18 protein-coding genes and 1 other RNA gene are annotated in these 21,206 nt (G+C 65.9%); 15 read left to right on the top strand and 4 right to left on the bottom strand.

Features of this window, described 5'->3' with window-relative positions:
• The first annotated feature begins 194 nt into the window (after positions 1 to 194).
• Positions 195 to 455, top strand: coding sequence for a hypothetical protein (locus QA642_RS11030; RefSeq protein ID WP_283084683.1), 261 nt, complete (start codon positions 195 to 197; stop codon positions 453 to 455).
• Positions 456 to 559: 104 nt separating this feature from the next.
• Here QA642_RS11030 and QA642_RS11035 read toward each other — a convergent pair whose 3' ends face one another.
• Positions 560 to 1,930, bottom strand: coding sequence for a PLP-dependent aminotransferase family protein (locus QA642_RS11035; protein ID WP_283084684.1), 1,371 nt, complete (start codon positions 1,928 to 1,930; stop codon positions 560 to 562).
• A 79-nt stretch (positions 1,931 to 2,009) separates the two neighbouring features.
• Between QA642_RS11035 and QA642_RS11040 the strand changes: the two genes are divergently transcribed.
• Both QA642_RS11040 and QA642_RS11045 read left to right on the top strand, forming a co-directional pair.
• Positions 2,010 to 2,441, top strand: a complete 432-nt coding sequence (locus QA642_RS11040) for a DUF983 domain-containing protein (RefSeq protein ID WP_283084685.1) — start codon at positions 2,010 to 2,012, stop codon at positions 2,439 to 2,441.
• A 74-nt stretch (positions 2,442 to 2,515) separates the two neighbouring features.
• Positions 2,516 to 3,229 carry an alpha/beta hydrolase gene (locus QA642_RS11045; protein ID WP_283084686.1) on the top strand — a complete coding sequence of 238 codons (714 nt, stop codon included), beginning with the start codon at positions 2,516 to 2,518 and terminating at the stop codon, positions 3,227 to 3,229.
• Positions 3,230 to 3,477: 248 nt separating this feature from the next.
• On the opposite strand, the gene rnpB is transcribed toward QA642_RS11045, so the two are convergent.
• An RNA gene (gene rnpB / locus QA642_RS11050) (RNase P RNA component class A) lies at positions 3,478 to 3,908 on the bottom strand.
• A 150-nt stretch (positions 3,909 to 4,058) separates the two neighbouring features.
• Between rnpB and QA642_RS11055 the strand changes: the two genes are divergently transcribed.
• Positions 4,059 to 4,412, top strand: a complete 354-nt coding sequence (locus QA642_RS11055) for a YciI family protein (RefSeq protein ID WP_283084687.1) — start codon at positions 4,059 to 4,061, stop codon at positions 4,410 to 4,412.
• The gene (locus QA642_RS11060; protein WP_283086853.1) at positions 4,412 to 5,644 is read left to right on the top strand and encodes an RNA polymerase sigma factor; all 1,233 of its coding nucleotides are present in this window, start codon (positions 4,412 to 4,414) and stop codon (positions 5,642 to 5,644) included. Before QA642_RS11055 ends, QA642_RS11060 begins: the two co-directional genes overlap by 1 nt.
• On the opposite strand, the gene QA642_RS11065 is transcribed toward QA642_RS11060, so the two are convergent.
• Complete coding sequence (locus tag QA642_RS11065; RefSeq protein WP_283084688.1) at positions 5,641 to 6,663, bottom strand: D-cysteine desulfhydrase family protein; 1,023 nt, start codon at positions 6,661 to 6,663, stop codon at positions 5,641 to 5,643. The genes QA642_RS11060 and QA642_RS11065 overlap by 4 nt on opposite strands.
• A gap of 131 nt (positions 6,664 to 6,794) precedes the next feature.
• Entirely contained in the window at positions 6,795 to 7,655 is an 861-nt protein-coding gene (locus QA642_RS11070; RefSeq protein WP_283084689.1) for an N-acetylmuramoyl-L-alanine amidase, read from the bottom strand.
• Between the two features lie 448 nt (positions 7,656 to 8,103).
• Here QA642_RS11070 and rsmH point away from each other — a divergent pair, with 448 nt between their 5' ends.
• From rsmH to murC, 10 genes are all read left to right on the top strand, one after another.
• Positions 8,104 to 9,093, top strand: a complete 990-nt coding sequence (gene rsmH, locus QA642_RS11075; RefSeq protein WP_283084690.1) for a 16S rRNA (cytosine(1402)-N(4))-methyltransferase RsmH — start codon at positions 8,104 to 8,106, stop codon at positions 9,091 to 9,093.
• Between the two features lie 3 nt (positions 9,094 to 9,096).
• Positions 9,097 to 9,489 carry a hypothetical protein gene (locus tag QA642_RS11080; RefSeq protein ID WP_283084691.1) on the top strand — a complete coding sequence of 131 codons (393 nt, stop codon included), beginning with the start codon at positions 9,097 to 9,099 and terminating at the stop codon, positions 9,487 to 9,489.
• The gene (locus QA642_RS11085) at positions 9,486 to 11,237 is read left to right on the top strand and encodes a penicillin-binding protein 2 (protein WP_283084692.1); all 1,752 of its coding nucleotides are present in this window, start codon (positions 9,486 to 9,488) and stop codon (positions 11,235 to 11,237) included. Before QA642_RS11080 ends, QA642_RS11085 begins: the two co-directional genes overlap by 4 nt.
• 83 nt (positions 11,238 to 11,320) lie before the next feature.
• A complete protein-coding gene (locus tag QA642_RS11090; RefSeq protein ID WP_283084693.1) occupies positions 11,321 to 12,790 on the top strand; it encodes a UDP-N-acetylmuramoyl-L-alanyl-D-glutamate--2,6-diaminopimelate ligase in 1,470 nt (489 codons plus the stop codon).
• Entirely contained in the window at positions 12,787 to 14,166 is a 1,380-nt protein-coding gene (gene murF, locus QA642_RS11095; protein WP_283084694.1) for a UDP-N-acetylmuramoyl-tripeptide--D-alanyl-D-alanine ligase, read from the top strand. The genes QA642_RS11090 and murF overlap by 4 nt, the downstream gene beginning before the upstream one ends.
• A gap of 177 nt (positions 14,167 to 14,343) precedes the next feature.
• Complete coding sequence (mraY, locus tag QA642_RS11100; protein WP_027560632.1) at positions 14,344 to 15,447, top strand: phospho-N-acetylmuramoyl-pentapeptide-transferase; 1,104 nt, start codon at positions 14,344 to 14,346, stop codon at positions 15,445 to 15,447.
• A 136-nt stretch (positions 15,448 to 15,583) separates the two neighbouring features.
• Positions 15,584 to 16,981 carry a UDP-N-acetylmuramoyl-L-alanine--D-glutamate ligase gene (gene murD / locus QA642_RS11105; protein WP_283084695.1) on the top strand — a complete coding sequence of 466 codons (1,398 nt, stop codon included), beginning with the start codon at positions 15,584 to 15,586 and terminating at the stop codon, positions 16,979 to 16,981.
• Positions 16,982 to 17,147: 166 nt separating this feature from the next.
• Positions 17,148 to 18,299, top strand: coding sequence for a putative lipid II flippase FtsW (ftsW, locus tag QA642_RS11110; protein WP_283084696.1), 1,152 nt, complete (start codon positions 17,148 to 17,150; stop codon positions 18,297 to 18,299).
• A 187-nt stretch (positions 18,300 to 18,486) separates the two neighbouring features.
• Positions 18,487 to 19,587 (top strand): undecaprenyldiphospho-muramoylpentapeptide beta-N-acetylglucosaminyltransferase, encoded by a 1,101-nt coding sequence (gene murG, locus QA642_RS11115; RefSeq protein ID WP_283084697.1) that lies wholly within the window; start codon positions 18,487 to 18,489, stop codon positions 19,585 to 19,587.
• 150 nt (positions 19,588 to 19,737) lie between these two features.
• The gene (gene murC / locus QA642_RS11120; RefSeq protein WP_283084698.1) at positions 19,738 to 21,141 is read left to right on the top strand and encodes a UDP-N-acetylmuramate--L-alanine ligase; all 1,404 of its coding nucleotides are present in this window, start codon (positions 19,738 to 19,740) and stop codon (positions 21,139 to 21,141) included.
• Positions 21,142 to 21,206: the final 65 nt, after the last annotated feature.

Raw genomic sequence — 21,206 nt, forward strand, 5'->3', positions numbered from 1 at the left:
TCTTGATCGCCACTGCCCGCATAGCACAGCCGCGGCCGGGGCGGTCAATTTCAAAACCGCACGCAAGCGTGATCGCCGGTGGCGGGCGTTCGCGGAAGCTGGGCCTACATGATGGTCGTACTTCAATTGGGGGCCCCCCGACGCAAGGTGCGCTTCGATCGGCCTGTTCCCGGTTTAGATGATGGAGCAAGATCATGACCCGCACGAAGATGGCCGTCTCGGCCGCGCTGCTGTCGGCGATGGCCTTGATGCCCACCTTGGCGCAGGCACAGTTTTCAGAGCCCGCGGCCTATCAGGCCGCACATCCCGACCGCGATGTGCTCAATGGCGGCCAGCTCACGCCGGCAGCCCGTGCGGCGCTTGGCCAGCAAGGAATGCCGAGCAATGCCTACGCGGCCTATCCGTCAGCCGTGGCGCCGGTGGTGCACCCGCGTCACCGCCGTCACCATCAGTAACGAGTGCCTAAAGCGCGATGAGATCAGAATCGTCATCGCGCCTTAGGTTGTTGTTTGCGCATGACCTTTTCGGAAAACCGCTTCGCACTTTTCCGGATCATGCTCTAAACGATCTGCCTGGTGTCGGCGGGCTTGTGCAGCGCGCCGACCAGGATGCGCAACGCCTCCGTCAATTCAGCCCTGTTGCGCGCTGCGCCCAGCGAGACGCGCGCGGCGTGCGGAGGCGTGCCGTCCACGGTGAAGGCATCGCCGGCGACCACCGCGAGCCCGTTGCGCAACAGATGCGCCGCGATGTCGGGGCGGCCCTCCGGCAGCCGCAGCCACAGATGATGCGCGGCGGGCTTGGCCAGGAACTGGAAATCCTTCAGCGCCCGCTGCGCCAGTTGCTGGCGCCCGATCGCTTCGTTGCGGATCGCGGTGATGATCCGGTCGGCAATGCCGGCTTCGATCCAATGCGTCACCAGCGCGACCATCAGCGGCGCCGGCATCTGCACGGTCGCCTGCAAAGAGCTGCGCATCTGAAACTGCGCGTCGTCGTCGGGCGTCACGAGATAAGCGACGCGCAGCGCCGGCGCGATGCATTTTGACAGCGTGGTTGCAAGATAGGTCCGTTCCGGAATGAGGTTCGCGATCGGCGAAGCCGCGCGATCGAGCAGCCCGTAGGCGTCGTCCTCGATCAGGATCGTGTCGGCATCGCGGATGATCCTCGCGATCGCGCTGCGCCGCTCCGGAAGAAGCGTCGCCGTGGTCGGATTGTGCAGCGTCGGGATGAGATAGACCGCCTTCGGCCTGTGCATGCGGCAAGCCTTTGCCAGCGCATCGGGCAGGATGCCGCCGTCATCCATGGCGACGCTGACGAGCTTGACGCCAAGCCGCGCCGCGGCGGCCTTGATGCCGGGGAAGGTGAGGGCCTCGGTGAGAACGACATCGCCGCGCCGCGCCAGATGAGCGAGCAGGTTGAACAGGATGGTCTGCGCGCCGGGAAAGATCACCAGCCTGTCGGCATGGGTGTGCGACACGCGTGCGCGCATCCAGCGTGCTGCGACCTCGCGCTCATGCGCGCTGCCGCCCGGCGGCTGGTAATTCAGGAACGCGGTCAGGCCCGATTGCGCGCGGAGAGCTTCCATCCCCGCAATGATGCGCTCGTCGAGCTGTGCCTCCAGCGGATGCGGCGGCACGTTCATCGAGAGGTCGATCGCGACGGGATGCGGCAGGTCGACCGCGCGGCGCGCGCTGGTCTCCGACACGAACGAGCCTTGCCCGACGCGCGCCTCCATGATGCCGCGGCGCCGCGCCTCCGTGTAGGCGCGCGTCACCGTGGTGAGATCGATGCCGAGCGCTTTTGCCAGCGCGCGCTGCGTCGGCAATTGCTGCCCGCGCACGAGACGGCCCGCGGCGATGTCGGCCTCCATGGCCTCGACGATGCGCTGGTAGCGCGGCCCGCTCAGCTCCGAAATTGTAGGGGTCCAGTCCATGCAATTTAGGCCCATATCCTTTGAATGTATGGATGCAAGATAGTATTGTATGGATCAGCAAAACGGAAGAGGTGTCGTCATGACGACCGGTTCAGTTTCTCTGGCGAAGGCGATGTGGCGTGGTTTTCGTGGCAAGTGCCCGAACTGCGGCGAAGGACACATGTTCGGGCGCTTCCTCAAAGTCGCTGATAGCTGCGATCATTGCGGCGAGGAGCTGCTTCACCAGCGCGCCGACGATTTCCCGGCCTATCTGGTGATGGTCGTGGTCGGCCATCTCGTGGTGCCGGCGATCCTTGCGATCGAGACGGCCTACGCGCCGCCGGTCGGGCTGCAACTGGCGGTGTGGCTGCCGGTGACGCTGTTCGCCTCGCTCGCGCTCTTGCAGCCGACCAAGGGCGCCATCGTCGGCCTGCAATGGCAGATCGGCATGCACGGCTTCGAGGCAGGCAGGCTGCGGCGCGAAGCAAGCGAGCTCGCTCCGGTACTTGTGAAGGATTCGCGCGCCGCCTGAAGTGGTCGTGAGTTCTACTTGGCGCGACCCACCACTACACTCCATCGTACCGATACTAACGATGGAAAATGTAGATGGCCGGACGCTCGAAGATTTTTCTGCTCTGTCATGGCGCATGGTCCGGCGGATGGTCCTGGAAGAAGATGCATCCGCTGATGGCACAGTCCGGTCACCGCCTGGTGACGCCGACCTATACCGGGCTCGGCGAGCGTGAACATCTCGCCAGTCCCGCAGTCGATCTCGACACCCACATCCAGGACATCCTGAACGTCATCAAGTTCGAGGACTTTCGCGATGTCGTGCTGCTGGGGCACAGCTATGGCGGCATGGTTGCAACCGGTGTCGCCGATCGTGCGCGCGGATATGTATCGCAGCTGATCTATCTCGACGCCTTCGTGCCGCGCGACGGCCAGTCGCTGTTCGACCTGCACGAAGGCGGCCGCGAGCCTATGAGCAAGGCGGCGGCCGCAGGTGATGGCTACCGTGTCCCGCCAAACCCGCCGCCGGCGGATACGCCGCAAGCCGATCTCCGCTGGCTCGATGAGCGCCGCGTCGACATGCCGATCAAATGCCTCGAGACGAAGCTGAAGCTCACGCATGGCGAGCCGTCGATGCCGCGCAGCTACATCTATTGCAAACGCATCCCGCCGGGCGATGTGTTCGGGCAATTCGCCAAGCGCGCGAAGAGCGAAGATGGCTGGCGCTATTTCGAGCTCGACGCCAGCCACGCGCCGAATGTCACGGCGCCGGAGGCATTGATGGGTGTGTTGAACGAGATCGTCGCTTAGCCCACGCCCGTCATTCCGGGGCGCGACGCAGTCGCGAACCCGGAATCCATTTCTCCACCGTCGCTGCCGCCCGATGGATTCCGGGCTCTCGCTTCGCGAGCCCCGGAATGACACCGTTTGAATGACCGCTCGCCGGGCCAAAATTGGTGAGGGGTCCGATGCACTAGCATCGAACCCCTCGTCGCTTCTTGGTAAGACGCGTTTTCCTCACGCGAACCGGAAAACCACTTCGCTCGAAAACGCTTTAGAATATCAGCCGGCCTGTAAGCCGGGTTCTGTAGGGCACCGTCCGCTTGCGCGAACGATACGTGACGGCCATTCCTCTGGGACCATGTTTGCACATGGCCTCGAGCAACCTACCCGGACGGCGGGCCTGACATCGCCCCGCGGCGTTATCGCTTTCGCGAACAGCCCGCTACGCCGTCCCTATTCGGTTTTGCTCCCGGTGGGGTTTACCATGCCGGCCCCGTTGCCGGCGCCGCGGTGCGCTCTTACCGCACCTTTTCACCCTTACCTCGCCGAAGCCCCGAAGGGGCGAAGGCAGGCGGTTCGTTCTCTGTGGCACTTTCCCTGGGGTTGCCCCCGCCGGACGTTATCCGGCACCGCATGTCAAGGGAGCCCGGACTTTCCTCCCCGGCGGCCTTTCGGCACCTGCCGGAGCGGCCGTCCGGCCGACTGACGGGATTAGGCATGGAGCATTTGTGACGGTTCCGTCAAGCCGAGATCGCCGCGCACGCCGCGGCCAAATAATTTATCCTGAAGATGTCGTTTGGAGCGTGCCCCGTTCGACTGGATGTCGGCGATCCAGCCGAGCAACAGGAGTGAAGCGATGCAGTATCTGCTGCTGATCTATCGGAACGAAGCGGAATTGAGCGAGATGACCCCCGCAGACCGTCAGGCAATGTCGGCGGAGTATGGCACTTACACGCAGGCCATCGTCCAGAGCGGCCATTTCAAGGCCGGTGACGGGCTTCAGCCGACCTCGACGGCAACCACCGTGCGCGTGCGTGACGGCAAGACAATGACGACCGACGGTCCGTTCGCGGAGACCCGCGAGCAGCTCGGCGGCTATTATCTGGTCGAGGCCAAGGATCTCGACACCGCCATTGGTCTCGCCGCGCGGATCCCGGGGGCCAGGGAGGGGTCAATCGAGATCAGGCCGGTCATGATCTACAACAAGTGATCTCGCCTCGCGACATCGAGACGATCTTCCGCGACGAGGCGGGCCGGGCACTGGCCACGCTGATCCGCCTCGTCGGCGATTTCGATCTGGCCGAGGACGCGCTCCAGGAGGCCTTTGCGGTCGCGCTGGAGCGCTGGAGCCTGTGCGAGATTCCGGACAATCCACGCGCCTGGCTGGTCAATGTCGCGCGGAACAAGGCGATCGACCGCGTCCGCCGGCAGGCCGTCTTCCGCGGCAAGCAGCAGGCGCTGGTGCACGAACTCGAGCTGAATGCGCAAGGGACCGACGAGCCGCCTGCAATGCTCGACGACGACGAGCTGCGGCTGATCTTCACCTGCTGCCATCCCGCGTTCGCGCCCGAGGTGCAGGTCGCGCTGACGTTGCGCACCGTCTGCGGGCTCTCGACCGCGCAGGTCGCGCGCGCCTTTCTCGTCAGCGAGGAGGCGATGGCGCAGCGCCTCGTCCGCGCCAAGCAGAAGATCAGGCTTGCTGGCATTCCCTATGAGGTGCCCGAACGCGACACCCTGGTGCCGCGGCTCGATGGCGTGCTCACCGTGATCTATCTGGTCTTCACCGAAGGCTATGTCGCGACCTCGGGTGCGGATCTGATGCGGCCCGATCTCGCGGTCGAAGCCATCCGGCTCGGCCGCCTGCTCGACCGGCTGATGCCGGATCGCGCCGGCATCAAGGGCCTGCTGGCGTTGATGCTGCTGCACGATGCGCGCAGCGCCGGGCGCGAGACGGCGGCCGGCGACATCGTGCTGCTCGAGGAACAGGATCGTTCGCTGTGGGACCGCGCGCAGATCGAGGAGGGCCTGCGCCTGGTAGACGATGCGCTGCGCCTACCCGGCCGGCCGCAGGCCTATGCGGTGCAGGCCGCGATCGCCGCGCTGCATGCGCGCGCGGCAAGTTTTGACGAGACCGACTGGCCGCAGATCGCCGGGCTCTACGAGGTGCTGCTGCGCATCAGCCCGTCACCGGTGATCGAGCTCAACCATGCCGCGGCGGTGTCGATGGTCGATGGCCCGGCACGCGCGCTCGATCTCGTCGACGCGATCACCGCGCGCGGCGGGCTCAACGGCTATGAGCTGTTGCAGGCGGTGCGCGCCGATCTGCTGCGACGGCTGGAGCGGAAGGACGAGGCGCGCGAGGCGTATCTTCTCGCGACGGAGGCGACGCAGCTCGAGCCGCTGCGGCGGCTCTATGCGCGACGGGTGCGGGAGATGGGCTAGATGCCGAGCGCGCTTTGATAGGCGAACAGGGCGGGCGCGCCGCCGGTGTGCAGGAAAATGACATCCTCGTCGTTGCGCCAACGTCCTTGGCGGATCATCGCGATCAGGCCGGCGAGCCCCTTGCCCGAATAGACGGGATCAAGCACAAGCGCCTCGGATTGTCCTGCCATCCGGATGGCTTCGATCGTGGCCTCGTGCGGCACCCCATAGGCTGGTCCGGCATGGCCGGCGACCACTTCGACCATGTCATCGTCGAAGCCTGCACCGAGCAGATCCGCCGCCTGCCGCGCAAGGGCCACCACATCGGAGCGGACCCGGGCGGGTTCGGCATCGATATCAATCCCGACTATTCGCGTGTCCGGCATGGCTGCGGCCGCGCCAACGACGAGACCAGCCTGCGTACCGGCACTTCCCGTGCAATGCACGATCGCGGCCGGCTTGAAGCCCGATAGCGCCGCCTGCTGCTCGATTTCGCAGATGGTCGTGGCGTAAGCAACCGCACCCAGTGCATTCGAAACGCCGTAAGGCACGAAATACGGCCTGCGTCCCTGCGTCCGGAGATCGTCGACGAGCGCGCGGATGGCGGCATTGCGATCGCCGGTCCACGGCACGTCGTGCAGCTGCGCGCCGAACAGCCGATTGAGAAAGGCGTTGCCCGAGGTCTCGTATTCCGGCGTCGGCGGCGCGAGCCGGCCGTGATAAACGGCCAGATGACAGGGGAGGCCGAGCTTGGCGGCAACTGCCGCAACCTGTCGCTGGCTGTTCGATTGCACGACGCCACCCGAGACGATCGTATCGGCGCCGTTTGAAACGGCGTCGTGCAGGACGTAGTCGAGCTTGCGCAACTTGTTGCCGCCGAATCCGAGTCCGGTCGCATCGTCGCGTTTGACCCACAGTCGCGGCCCGCCGAGATGGGCCGTCAGCCGCTTCATCGGCTCGAGTGGCGTCGGAAGATCGGCGAGGCCCAGGCGCGGAAAGGCGGCGAGGCGGTTAATCAGCACTTTGCGATCAATCTGCATCGGGTCGTTCGTCCCGCTCGGAGCCGATCGTCGGACGATAGCCCGGCGGTAGGAGTTGCAGCAGCGATCGCGCGATCACTTTCAAGCGAACTGCGGGGAAGGAAATCCTGTCGCGACGGAGCGCAAGAGCGCTACTTCGAAGCCAGCGTGGTCGCTCCGTCCGCCGGCAGGCTCGCCAGCAGCGCCTGCAAGGTCGACAGCGTCGAATGGTCCGCGACGCCATCGAGCCGCGCCGGGCGGAAATGGCGCTGGAACGCGGTGATCACTTCCATCGTCGCGGCGTCGTATTTGCCGGTCAGCGGCACGCCGTAGCCGTACTTCGCAAGGGCCTGCTGCATGCTCAGCACCGCGTCGCTGATGGTGCCGAGCATCAGGCTCTCGCCGCGCACGACCGGTGCGGGCGTCACCCAGTGACCGACGCCGGAATTGGCCAGCGAATGCCACGGAAATTTCTCGCCCGGATCCTTCTTGCGCGCGGGCGCGACGTCGGAATGGCCAAGCACGCGTTGCGACGGCACTTTTCGCCGCAGCATGATGCCGCGGCACAGCGCGATCACGGCGGCGATCTGGCGCAGCGGAAACTCCGGATAGCCCCAGTCGTGGCCGCGATTGACGATCTCGATGCCGATCGAGCAGGAATTGACGTCGTCCTCGCCGGCCCAGGACGCGACGCCGGCGTGCCAGGCGCGCTTGACCTCGGGCACGCATTGCACGATGCGGCCGTCCTCCAGCACGACGTAATGTGCCGACACCTCGGTGCCCGCCGTGCACAGCCGCGCCAGCGCGCCCTCGACGTCGGGCATGCCGGTGTAGTGCAGCACGATCATGTCCGGCTGCCGTCCCTTGTTGCGCTCGCCGTAATTGGGCGAAGGGATGATGTCGGAGACGATCGAGGAATCCGGGTCGAACGTCCGCATGTTCGCCGCGGCCTTGGGAACCGGGAGAACGCGTTGACGCTTCGAATCAGACGGTGTTGACGAACCGGACGGCATGGACAGCTCAGATCGAACGAGAGTGGGCCAAGCCCTTCTCTTTACTATTCCTTTACCCTCCGCCGTGCGCAATCGCGCGACGCGGTTAACGGATGCATTTTGGCCGGGTGTGTGGATGCAGCATCACTGCCCAGTCGCCCTACCTTACGCCCGACACCTTTTCGAGTTGTAACGGGCCGATCAACGCTTTCTTAACGCTAAGGGCCGTTACTGAGGGATGAAGAGCCGACCCGCGTCCGGAGGCGGCCAAAGCGTATTTTTGGCTCGAAATCCCATGGCTGCCCGACAAATTCCACTGGGAACTCTGGGTTTGCAGCCCGGGACGACGGGGCTCGGTAAGCATGTTGGACTGGGGCTTTGTCGTGGAACCGCCGCGACGCGGAATCATTCGAGGCGTGATGGGCTGGTTCGCCCCCGATCTGGCGTGGTCGTTCGGCAGGCGTGGCGCATGAGCACCGCTCCTCACATTCCCGTGCTCGGCCGCGAGGCGATCGATCATCTCGCGCCGCGCGCAGGCGGGATCTATGTCGATGCCACCTTCGGCGCCGGCGGTTACAGCCGCGGCATTCTCGACGTGCCGGGAACCCGACTCATTGCGATCGACCGCGACCGCACCGCGATCGCGGGCGGTGCCGAGCTGGTCGAGCGTTCCGCCGGCAGGCTGACGCTGGTCGAGGACCGGTTCTCCAACCTCGCCGAGGTCTGCGCGGCCCACGGCATTGAGGCCGTCGACGGCGTCGTGATGGATGTCGGCGTGTCCTCGATGCAGCTCGACCAGGCCGGGCGCGGCTTCTCCTTCCGTCTCGACGGTCCGCTCGACATGCGCATGGCGCAGACGGGCCCGACCGCGGCCGATGTCGTCGCGCGTGCCTCGGAAAGCGATCTCGCCGACATCATTTATCTGTTCGGCGAGGAGCGGCATTCGCGCCGCGTCGCCCGCGCCATCGTCGCTGACCGGCAGGAGACGCCGTTCACGACCACGCGCGCGCTCGCAGACCTCGTCGGCAGGGTCGTGCGTTCCAAACCCGGCGACATTCACCCGGCGACGCGGACGTTCCAGGCGCTGCGCATCTTCGTCAACGAGGAGCTCGAGGAACTCCAGACCGCGCTCGCCGCGGCCGAGCGCGTGCTCAAGCCCGGCGGCCGCCTCGTGGTGGTCTCGTTCCATTCGCTGGAAGACCGCATCGTCAAGAATTTCCTCGCCGAGCGCTCCAAGACCGGCGGCGGCTCGCGGCATCTGCCGGAAGTGGCGCAGACCGCGCCGAGTTTCCAGCTGCTGACGCGGCGTCCCGTGGTCGCCGGCGAGCAAGAAGTAGCGAACAATCCGCGCGCGCGTTCGGCAAAGCTGCGCGCCGCCGAGCGCACCTCGGCGCCCGCGCATGACGACAGCGAGCCATCGTCCTGGCCAAAGCTCTCCGACGTGATGAGAGGCGGCTAGCGCATGCGCATCATCCACCTCCTCGTCATCGGCGCGCTGATCTTCGCGGCGGCCTATGTCTACCGGATCAAGATGGACTCTACGGCGCGCACCGAGAAGGTGCTGCGGCTGCATGCGGAGATCCGCGAGCAGCGCGACGCGATCGCAGCGCTCCGCTCCGAATGGGCCAAGCTCGATGCGCCCTTGCGCCTGCAGGGCCTGTCCGAGCGGCATCTGCCGCTCAAGCCCGTCAACGGCACGCAATATGACTCCCTGAAGAACCTGCCGGAGCGACCGCCGCGGATGTTCAGGCCGGGCGAGACGGATCCGATCGGGGCCATGCTCAACACCATCGAGGCCGCGAGCGATCCTGCTAGCGTGACGGGCTCCGTGCCTCGCCCTGAGGACAAGCAATGAGCCCGGCGACGCCCGCAAAACCCATGCAAAAGACCGAGCCTTGGCGGCAGCGGCTGATCCGCAGCCTGCTCTACGGGCGCAATGTCGACCGTGCCGCGAAAGCGCGCGCGCGCGTCGGCCTTGCGATGCTTGCCTTTGCCTCGGTCTATCTCCTGATCGGCGGCCGTCTCGTGATGTTCGCGATCGGCGCCGACGCCCATGGCGCGCGCCGTGCCGCCGCGCAGGAGGTGGTCGCGACCGCACGCCCCGACATCGTCGACCGCAACGGCGCGATCCTCGCAACCGACGTCAAGGCCGCGAGCCTGTTCGGCGAGCCGCGCCGCATCATCGACAAGGACGAGGCGATCGAGCTTCTGACCGCCACCGTATCCGACCTCGACGAGGCCGAGGTGCGCGAGCGCCTGAAGACGCGCAAGGGCTTCGTCTGGCTTAAGCGCGAGGTCACGGCGAAGCAGCAGCAGGACATCCACAAGCTCGGCATTCCCGGCATCGGCTTCCTGCGCGAGAACAAGCGCGTCTATCCGACCGGCAACGAGGTCGCCCACCTCATTGGTCTCGTCAACATCGACAACCAGGGCATCGCCGGCATGGAGAAATGGCTCGACAATCAGGGCCTCGCCGATCTCCATCGCGCCGGCTTCGCCACCGACCGGCTGCAGAAGCCGATCGAGCTCTCGATCGATCTGCGCGTCGAGCACGCGCTGCGCGACGAGCTGCTGAAAGCCAAGGAGAAGTTCCACGCCAAGGCGGCGTCCGGCATCGTCTCCAACGTCAAGACCGGCGAGCTCGTCGCCATGGTCTCCCTGCCGGATTTCGACCCCAACAATCCGAAGGAAGCGCACGACCCCGACCGCATCAACCGCCTGACCACCGGCGTCTACGAGATGGGCTCGACCTTCAAGGCGTTCACGCTGGCGATGGCGCTCGATTCCGGAAAGATCAATCTGAACTCGTCGTGGGATGCGCGCGGCAATCTGCACTACGGCAAGTTCACCATCCACGACAGCCATGCGCTCGGCCGTTTCATCAACACCAAGGAAGTGTTCACCTACTCGTCCAACATCGGTGCAGCGCGGATCGCGCTCGGCCAGGGTGTCGAGGCGCACAGAGCGTTCCTCGCCAAGATGGGGCAGTTGACGCGGCTGCGTACCGAGCTGCCGGAGAGCGCGGCGCCGCTGGTGCCGCGGCGCTGGGGTGAATTGAACACGGTGACCATCGCGTTCGGCCAGGGCATCTCGGTGGCGCCGCTGCAGGCGGTGATGGGCATCAATGCGCTGGTGAACGGCGGCTACCTGATTCCGCCGACCTTCATGAAGCGTACCGAAGAGGAAGCGGCCGCGATGGCCAAGCGGGTCATCAAGCCGGAGACCAGCGACAAGATGCGGTTCCTGATGCGGCTCAATGCCGAAATCGGCACCGCCAAGACTGCCGACGTCAAGGGCTACTATGTCGGTGGCAAGACCGGCACGTCCGAGAAGGTCATCAACGGCCGCTATGCCAAGAAGCGGGTGCTGAACTCCTTCACCGCGATCATGCCCTGCGACGATCCGAAATATCAAATCCTGATCATGCTGGACGAGCCGCAGGCGATTCCCGAGACGAAGGGTTTCATCACCTCGGGCTGGAACGCGGTGCCGACCGGCGGCAAGGTGATCGAGCGGATCGCCCCGCTTCTGGGCGTCGAGCCCCGGTTCGACCTGCCGCCGTCCGACCGCCTTATTCTTGCAGCATCCAGGACAACCCAGTAATCAACTGGGGTGGCCATCGCCGGTGCTGATTCGGCTTTTCCTGACGATTCGGCTTTCCGGCGCGGCATGTCGACTGGACGACCATGAAGCTGCGTGAACTCTTAGGTCAGGACGTTCTTGGCAATGACGCCGCGATCGAGCCCGCCGTCGCGGCGCTGGATGTGACCGGCGTTGCGCTCGACAGCCGCGTGGTCGGGCCGGGCGATCTCTTCTTCGCACTCGCCGGCAGCAAGACCGACGGCGCGCGCTTCATCGACGCCGCAATTGCCGCGGGCGCGGTGGCGGTTGTCGGCGATCATGCACCTGCGGCCGGCAAGGTGCCGTTCGTCACGGTGGCCAATCCGCGCCGTGCGCTGGCGCTAGCCGCGGCAAGATTCTTCCCCGCGCAGCCCGCGACGATTGCCGCGGTGACCGGTACCAGCGGCAAGACCTCGGTTGCTGCGTTCACGCGCCAGATCTGGGAACGGCTGGGACATGCCTCCGCCAGCATTGGAACCATCGGCCTCGTCTCGCCAAAGCGCACGGTCTATGGCTCGCTGACGACGCCCGATCCGATCGCGCTGCACCGGCAGTTGGATGAGATCGCGCGCGAAGGCGTCACGCATCTTGCGTTCGAGGCGTCCTCGCACGGTCTCGATCAGTATCGCCTCGACGGCGTGCGCATCGCCGCCGGCGGCTTCACCAATCTCTCGCGCGACCACATGGATTACCATCCGACCGTCGCGCATTACCTCGCCGCAAAACTCCGCCTGTTCCGCGAACTGGTTCCACCCGGCGGAGCGGCGGTGATTTCCGCGGATCATGACTGTTCGGCGGAAGTGATCGATGCTGCGACGTCGCGCGGTCTGCGCGTGTTGGCGGTCGGCCGCAACGGTGATGGTGGTGAGGGCATTCGTCTCGTGGATGCGAAGGTCGAAGGATTTTCGCAAGTGCTCGCGATCGAACATCGCGGCAGGCGCTACGCGGTCCGGCTGCCGCTGGTCGGCGAATTCCAGATCGAGAATGCGCTGGTGTCGGCCGGCCTCGCCATCGGCACCGGCAGCGATGCAGCAAACGTGTTCGCGAGCCTCGAACATCTCGAAGGCGCCAAGGGCCGGCTCGAGCGCGTCGGTGAGCGCAACGGCGCGCCGATCTTCGTCGACTATGCGCACAAGCCCGATGCGCTGGCGAAGGCGCTGCAGGCGCTGCGGCCCTACGCGAAACGTAAGTTGATCGTGGTGTTCGGCGCCGGTGGCGACCGCGATGCCGGCAAGCGGGCGATCATGGGCGAGATCGCGGCGGAGAACGCCGATGGAATCATCATCACCGATGACAATCCGCGCAGCGAGAAGCCGGAAGCCATTCGCGCCGAGATCCTCGCCGCCGCCAAGGGCGCCCGCGAGATCGGAGACCGCGCCGCTGCGATCCGCGCCGCGATCGAGGAGCTGCAGGATGGCGATGCGCTGCTGATTGCCGGCAAGGGCCACGAAACCGGACAGATCGTCGGCGGCCAGGTGCTCCCCTTCAGTGATCACGAGGCGGTCGCCGCCGCATTGACGTCGAGGACAGCATGAGCGGGCCAATCTGGACGGTGGCCGAAGTGGCGCGCGCGCTGGGCGCGGCCGGATCGTTCCCGGACACGCCGATCGATCTCGTCACCCAGGACAGCCGCCTGGTAAAGCCGGGCAGCCTGTTCGTCGCGCTGAGCGGCACGCCGAGCGGCGGCTTCGTCTCGGCCTTCGCCAGCGCGCGCGACGGCTGGGAGTTCGCGGACAAGGCGGAGGCTTCCGGCGCGGTCGCGATGATCGTGCCGCACGAGATCGCCGGCATCCGCATTCCCCAGATCATCGTGAAGGACACGCTGATCGATGGCCTCTGGGGCCTCGCGCGCGCCGCCCGCGCGCGCTTTGGCGGGCCGGTGATCGGTCTCACCGGCAGCGCCGGCAAGACCAGCACCAAGGAATTCCTGGCGGCCTATCCCAATGCCTATGCGAGCCCGGCGAGCTTCAACAATTTCTGGGGCGTGCCGCTGACGCTGTGCAACGCGCGGCCCGATGCCAGCCTCTGGGTCGTCGAGATGGGCATGAACCAGACCGGCGAGATCGCGCGGCTCAGCGAGCTCACGCGGCCGACGGTCGCGCTCGTCGTCAATGTCCAGCCGGTGCATCTGGAGAAGCTCGGCTCGCTCGAAGCCATCCGCCGCGAGAAGGTGTCGATCGCGCTTGGCCTGCCAGAGGACGGCGTGCTGGTGCTGCCCGCCGGGCTCAAGGCGTCCGAATGGAAGGGCAAGGTGGTGCGCTTCGGCGAGCATGCCGAGGTGCACGAGGTCGCGCACGCGCCGCATGGCGAGAGCTGGCAGATCGTCGCCATGATCGGCAAGAAGGAGATCGCCTTCAGCCTGACGCCGGGCGCGCCGCACCGCGTGCACAATGCGCTCGCCGCGCTCGCTGCGATCCGCGCCGCGAATCTCGATGCGGCGACGCTCGCGATCAAGCTCGACCGGGTCGGCATCATGACCGGTCGCGGGGTCGAGCAAATGGTCGGCGGCGTCACGGTGATCGACGACAGCTTCAACGGCAATCCGGCCAGCGTCGCTGCTGCGCTGCAAAGCCTGCAGGCGCGCAGCATGAGCGGCGGCCGGCGCATTGCGGTGCTCGGCGACATGCTCGAACTCGGCGATGACGCAGCTCGCTATCACACCGGCCTGGCCGAGCATCTCGAAGGCATCGACGGCGTCTATTGCGTCGGCCCCTTGATGCGCCACCTCTACGAGCTGCTGCCGGTAGGAAAAGACCTCGGCTGGCACGACGATCCCGCCACGCTGCAACCGGGCGCGGTCGCAAGCCTGCTGAAGGCAGGCGATGTCGTGGTTGTCAAGGGCAGCAAGAAGATGTTCTGGGTCAACAAGTTTGTGCCGGGCCTAGTGGCCGCCTTGCAGGCAAAGGCGTAAACTGCTTGGAAGGCGCTGTTCCCGAATCCCACCTTTTGCGGCGCGGATCGTTTGCCCAGAGGGTCGCCCGACCCCATGACGAAGACCAGCGAATGCGCGTGAGGCACGGTGAGGCCGAGGTGAAGGGCCGAGAAAAAGGTCAAGACCGCGTGCGAAAGGCCCCATAGGACCGTCTGAATGTTTTACTGGCTGATCGAGCTCTCCAACACATTTCCGAGCTTCGGTGCGGTGCGTACCGTCCTGAACGTCTTCCGTTACATCACCTTCCGCACCGGCGGCGCCATCGTCACGGGCGCGCTGTTCGTGTTCCTGTTCGGGCCCTGGATCATCGACCATTTGCGCATCCGCCAGGGCAAGGGCCAGCCGATCCGCACCGACGGCCCGCAATCGCATCTCAGCAAGAAGGGCACGCCCACCATGGGCGGGCTGATGATCCTGTCCGGCCTCACGGTCGGCACCGTGCTGTGGGCCAATCCGCTCAACCCCTATGTCTGGATCGTGCTGGCCGTGACGCTCGGCTTCGGCTTCGTCGGCTTCTATGACGACTACCTCAAGGTGACCAAGCAGACCACGACAGGGTTCGGCGGCAAGCTGCGCCTGCTGATCGAGGCGGCGATCGCGCTGGTCGCCTGCTACGCCCTGGTGCGGCTGAACCGCGATCCCGCGTCGACCGCGCTGACGATTCCGTTCCTGAAGGACACCGTGCTGCATTTCGGCTGGTTCTTCGTCGTGTTCGGCGCCTTCGTCATCGTCGGCGCCGGCAATGCGGTGAACCTCACCGACGGTCTCGACGGCCTCGCCATCGTTCCCGTGATGATCGCGACCGCGAGCTTTGCGATGATCGCCTATCTCGCCGGCAACGCCGTGTTCGCCGACTATCTCCAGATCAAATATGTCGCGGGCACCGGCGAGCTCGCGGTGCTCTGCGGCGCGCTGCTCGGCGCCGGGCTCGGCTTCCTCTGGTTCAATGCCCCACCAGCTTCGATCTTCATGGGCGACACCGGCTCGCTCGCGCTCGGCGGCATGCTGGGCGCCATCGCGGTCGCGGTGAAGCACGAGATCGTGCTCGCGGTGATCGGCGGGCTGTTCGTGCTGGAGGCGGTCTCCGTCATCGTGCAGGTGGTGTCGTTCAAGCTCACCGGGAAACGCATCTTCCGGATGGCGCCGATCCATCACCATTTCGAGCAGCTCGGCTGGACTGAGCCGCAGATCGTGATCCGGTTCTGGATCATCTCGGTGATGCTGGCGCTCGCCGGTCTGTCGACCCTGAAGCTGCGTTGATGGTCGCGGTGACTCAATCTTGCTGTCATTCCGGGGCTCGCGAAGCGAGAACCCGGAATCTCGAGATTCCACATTGCGCAATTGCGCAATGGGGTTCGACGCTGTCGCGTCGCCCCGGAATGACAGAGGCTTAGTCATGATCCCCGTCACGTCCTTCGCCGGCAAGACGGTCGCAGTGTTCGGCCTCGGCGGCTCGGGGCTCGCCTCCTGCCACGCCTTGAAGGCGGGCGGCGCCGAGGTGATCGCCGCCGACGACAATGCCGAGAATGTCGCCAAGGCGGCGCAGGCCGGCTTCATCACCGCTGACCTGCGCAACGTCTCCTGGGCGAATTTCGCCGCGCTGGTGCTCGCGCCCGGCGTGCCGCTGACTCATCCGGTGCCGCACTGGAGCGTGCTGAAGGCGCAAGAGGCGGGCGTCGAGGTGATCGGCGACATCGAGCTGTTCTGCCGCGAGCGCCGCCGCCATGCGCCGAACGCGCCGTTCGTCGCCATCACCGGCACCAACGGCAAGTCGACCACGACCGCGCTGATCGCGCATCTGACCAAGGTCGCCGGCTACGACACCCAGATGGGCGGCAATATCGGCACCGCGATCCTGTCGCTGGAGCCGCCGCGCATGGGCCGCGTCCACGTCATCGAGATGTCGTCCTATCAGATCGACCTCACGCCTTCGCTCGATCCCTCCGTCGGCATTCTGCTCAATGTCAGCGAGGATCATATCGACCGTCATGGCACCATCGAACATTACGCTGCGGTGAAGGAGCGTCTCGTTGCCGGTGTGCAGGCGGATGGCACCTCGATCGTCGGCGTCGATGACGGCTATTGCCGCGACATTGCCGACCGGCTCGACCGCGCCGGCAAGAACGTGGTGCGCATCTCCGTCAGGAATCCGCTCGCCTCCGGCATCCATGTCGAGCACGGCTCCATCGTGCGCACCGCCGGCGGCGCGCGCAGCGAGATCGCAAAGCTCGGCGGCATCGGCTCGCTGCGCGGCCAGCATAATGCGCAGAACGCGGCCTGCGCGGCCGCTGCCGCGCTCGCGATGGGCATCAGCCTCGATGTCCTGCAGAACGGGCTGCGCAGCTTTCCCGGCCTTGCGCACCGCATGGAGCAGGTCGGCCGCCGCGGCAACGTGCTGTTCGTCAACGACTCCAAGGGCACCAACGCGGACGCGACAGCGCATGCGCTGTCATCCTTTTCGGACATCTTCTGGATCGCCGGCGGCAAGCCGAAGGCGGGCGGCATCACGAGCCTGACCGGATATTTCCCGCGCATCCGCAAAGCCTATCTGATCGGCGAGGCCGCGCAGGAGTTTTCGGGAACGCTCGGCTCCGTCCCGCATGAGATCAGCCAGACCCTCGATGTCGCCGTCGAGCACGCCGCGCGTGATGCGGAAGCTTCGGGCCTCACGGACGCAGTCGTGCTGCTGTCGCCAGCTTGCGCCTCCTTCGACCAGTACCGCAACTTCGAAATCCGCGGCACCAAGTTCCGCGAGCTGGTACAGGCGCTGCCGGGTGTGAAGCCGGTGGTGTGAGATGCGTAGGATGGGTAGAGCGAAGCGAAACCCATCGCTCCTGTGGAATTGATGGGTTTCGCTTCGCTCTACCCATCCTACAAATCAAATCTTCCGCGTTTCCTTAACCCTGCGGTAACCAACCTCGGCGACCAATGGACGGACCTCTGTCCGAAAGCGGCCGCCCATGCTCTCCCGTGAAGAACGTACCCCCTTTTCCGAGTGGTGGTGGACCGTCGACAAGCCGCTGATGGGCGCCATCCTGGCCTTGATGCTCACCGGCGTGATCCTGTCGCTGGCGGCGAGCCCGCCGGTTGCGACCCGCATCGGGCTCGATCCGTTCCATTTCTTCAGCCGCCACGTGATGTTCCTCCTCCCGTCCTGCCTGGTGCTGCTCGGGGTGTCCTTCCTGTCGCCGCGGTCGATCCGCCGCTCGGCGCTGATCATCTTCACCGTCAGCATCATCCTGATCGTGGTGACGCTCGCGATCGGTCCCGAGGTGAAGGGCTCGCGGCGCTGGATCACGCTGCTCGGCGTCAACATCCAGGCCTCCGAGATCGCAAAGCCGTCCTTCGTCGTCATCGCCGCCTGGCTGTTCGCGGAATCGACCAAGCGTCCGGAGATGCCGGCGACCTCGATGGCGCTGGTGCTGCTGCTGATGCTGGTGTCGCTGCTGGTGATGGAGCCGGACTTCGGCCAGACCATGCTGATCCTGATGGTGTGGGGCTCGCTGTTCTTCATCGCGGGCATGCGCATGATCTGGGTGTTCGGCCTTGCGGGCGCCGCCGCCGCCGGCCTGTTCAGCGCCTATCTCTTTGTTCCGCACGTGGCAGGACGCATCAAGCGCTTCATGAACCCGGCCTCCGGCGACACCTTCCAGGTCGATACCGCCATGGAGGCCTTCTACAATGGCGGCTGGTTCGGCCTTGGACCGGGCGAGGGCATTGCCAAACGCAGCCTGCCGGACAGCCACACCGACTTCGTGTTCGCGGTCGCCGCCGAAGAGTTCGGCATCATCCTGTGCCTTGCGATGCTGGCGCTGTTCGCCTTCGTGGTCATCCGCACGCTGTCGCGCGCTTATGCCAATGAGGACATGTTCTCGCGCTTTGCCGCGTCAGGCCTTGCGATCCTGTTCGGCGTGCAGGCGGCGATCAACATGTCGGTGAACCTCCAGCTCATCCCCGCCAAAGGCATGACGCTGCCGTTCATCTCCTACGGCGGTTCCTCGATCGTGTCGCTCGCCTACGGCGTCGGCATGATGCTCGCGCTGACGCGGCTGCGCCCGCGCACCGAGGTCGAGGCCAGCGGCCGCGCCGAGGCGATGCGCAGCTACGCCTAACAGGTATCGTGTCCCGGACCAGCGCAGCGAAGCGGAGCGCAGAGCCGGGACTCAGAAATGTGGCAGCATGGGCCCCGGTTCAGCAGCGCACCACGCCGCAAGATGCGGCGCGCTGCGCTGCGCCCGGGGCACGTGCACCGTGTAGCTGGCTCGCAATGACGAAAAAGTCCTTGTAAGACTATTTGCCATGGACACCTCCCCCCTGATTCTTCTCGCCGCAGGCGGCACCGGCGGCCATCTGTTTCCGGCCGAGGCGCTCGGCGTCGAGTTGATCCGGCGCGGCTTTCGCGTCCGTCTCGTCACCGACGAGCGCGCGCTGCGCTATAGCGGGCTGTTCAGCAAGGACATGATCGACGTCGTGGCCAGCGAGACCGCGCGCGGCCGCAATCCGTTGCAGCTTGCTTATGCCGGCCTCACCCTCGCCACCGGGACGCTGTCCGCGTATCGCCTGATCAAGCGGCTGAAGCCGGTCGCCGTCGTCGGCTTCGGCGGCTATCCGACGCTGCCGCCGCTGGTCGCTGCGAAGCTCGCGGGCGTGCCCGGCATCATCCACGACGCCAACGCCGTGCTCGGCCGCGCCAACCGGTTCCTGTCGAGTCGTGTCCGCGCCATCGCAACGTCCTTGCCCGGCGTGCTCGATCGCGATCCGGCCCTGGCGGGCAAGACCACGACGGTCGGCACGCCGATGCGGCCGGCGATCCTCGCCGCAGCCGCCGTGCCGTATGTCGCGCCTGAACCAAACGGCCCGCTGCGGCTGCTCGTCGTCGGCGGCAGCCAGGGCGCGCGCATCATGGCCGACATCGTGCCGGGCGCAATCGAGCGGCTGGAGTCGTCATTGTGGAGCCGGCTGATCCTGACCCAGCAGGTCCGCGACGAGGACATGACCCGCGTGCGCGCGGTCTACGACAAGCTGAAGATCAAGGCGGAGCTCGCGCCGTTCTTCACCGATCTGCCGGCGCGGCTTGCATCCAACCATCTCGTGGTGTCGCGGTCCGGCGCCGGCACGGTGGCCGAGCTTGCTGCGATCGGCCGGCCCTCGATCCTGGTGCCGCTGCCGGGCTCGATCGACCAGGACCAGTTCGCCAATGCCGGCGTGCTGGCCAAGGTCGACGGCGCGATCCGCATCCCCCAGACCGAGTTCACCTCGGACCGTCTCGCCTCCGAGATCTCCGCCTTCGCCGCCGAGCCCGCGCGCCTTGCCGTCATGGCCGCCGCGGCGAAAGGGGCGGGCCGGCTCGATGCGGCCGAGCGGCTGGCCGATCTGGTGGTCAAAGTCGCTGGAATCTGACGCCTGTTCCGCCCCGGAATGGCCAAAAAAGCCCCTTGTCATGCCCCGCGAAAGCGGGGCATCCAGTATACGACGCAGCTGATTTGAATCTCTGGCGTCGCGGAATACTGGATCGTCCGCCTTCGCGGACGATGACCCCAAGGAAACCATATGAGACTGCCGCGCGAGATCGGACCCATCCACTTCGTCGGGATCGGCGGGATCGGCATGAGCGGCATTGCCGAGGTGCTGGTCAATCTCGGTTATACCGTCCAGGGTTCGGACGCCTCCGACAATTACAATCTCGATCGCCTGCGCAAGAAGGGCGCAAAGGTCTCGGTCGGCCACAAGGCCGAGAATGTCGATGGCGCCGAGGTCGTCGTCGTCTCCACCGCGATCAAGCGCGACAATCCGGAACTGATGGCGGCGCGCGAGCGGCGCATTCCCGTGGTGCGCCGTGCCGAGATGCTGGCCGAGCTGATGCGGCTGAAGAGCTGCGTCGCGATCGCCGGCACCCACGGCAAGACCACGACGACCACGATGGTCGCAACGCTGCTCGATGCCGGCGGGCTCGATCCCACCGTGATCAACGGCGGCATCATCAACGCCTACGGCTCCAACGCGCGTCTCGGCGCCGGCGACTGGATGGTGGTGGAGGCTGACGAGAGCGACGGCACGTTCCTGAAGCTGCCGACAGACGTGGCGATCGTCACCAATGTCGACCCCGAGCATCTCGATCACTTCAAGACCTTCGACGCCGTGCAGGACGCGTTCCGAAACTTCGTTGAGAACCTGCCGTTCTACGGCTTCGCCGTGATGTGCATCGATCATCCCGTGGTGCAGACGCTCGTCGGCAAGATCGAGGATCGTCGCATCGTCACCTATGGCGAGAATCCGCAGGCTGACGCGCGGCTGCTCGACCTGACGCCGATGGGCGGCGGATCGAAATTCAAGGTCGCGTTCCGTGATCGCAAGACAGGGGCGGTGCATGAGATCGCCGATCTCATGCTGCCGATGCCGGGCCGACACAATGCCTCCAACGCCACGGCTGCGATTGCGGTCGCGCGCGAGCTCGGTGTCTCCGATGATGCGATCCGGAAGGCAATCGCCGGCTTCGGCGGCGTCAAGCGCCGCTTCACCAAGACAGGCGAGTGGAACGGCGTCACCGTGATCGACGATTACGGTCATCATCCCGTCGAGATCGCGGCCGTGCTGAAGGCGGCGCGGGAATCCACCAACGGCAAGATCGTCGCGGTCGTGCAGCCGCATCGCTACACCCGCCTGCAATCGCTGTTCGAGGAATTCTGCACCTGCTTCAACGATGCGGACGCCGTGGTCGTCGCCGATGTCTATGCCGCGGGCGAGGCGCCGATCGAGGGCGTCGATCGCGATCATTTCGTCGCGGGCCTGCGCGCGCATGGGCACCGCGAGGTGGTGCCCCTGCCGGCAGCGTCGGAACTCGCGGGTATCGTCAAGGGATTGGCGAAGTCGGGCGATCTCGTCGTGTGCCTGGGCGCCGGCAACATCACGCAATGGGCCTATGCCCTGCCGGATCAATTGAAGGCGCTGGGGTAGGGTGCGGATGTCGAGTCATCGTCGATCACCGCCCGTGTGGCCACCCCTCTCCCTAACCCTCATCC

Origin of the sequence: Bradyrhizobium sp. CB2312 (assembly GCF_029714425.1) — a bacterium.
Taxonomy (GTDB): domain Bacteria; phylum Pseudomonadota; class Alphaproteobacteria; order Rhizobiales; family Xanthobacteraceae; genus Bradyrhizobium.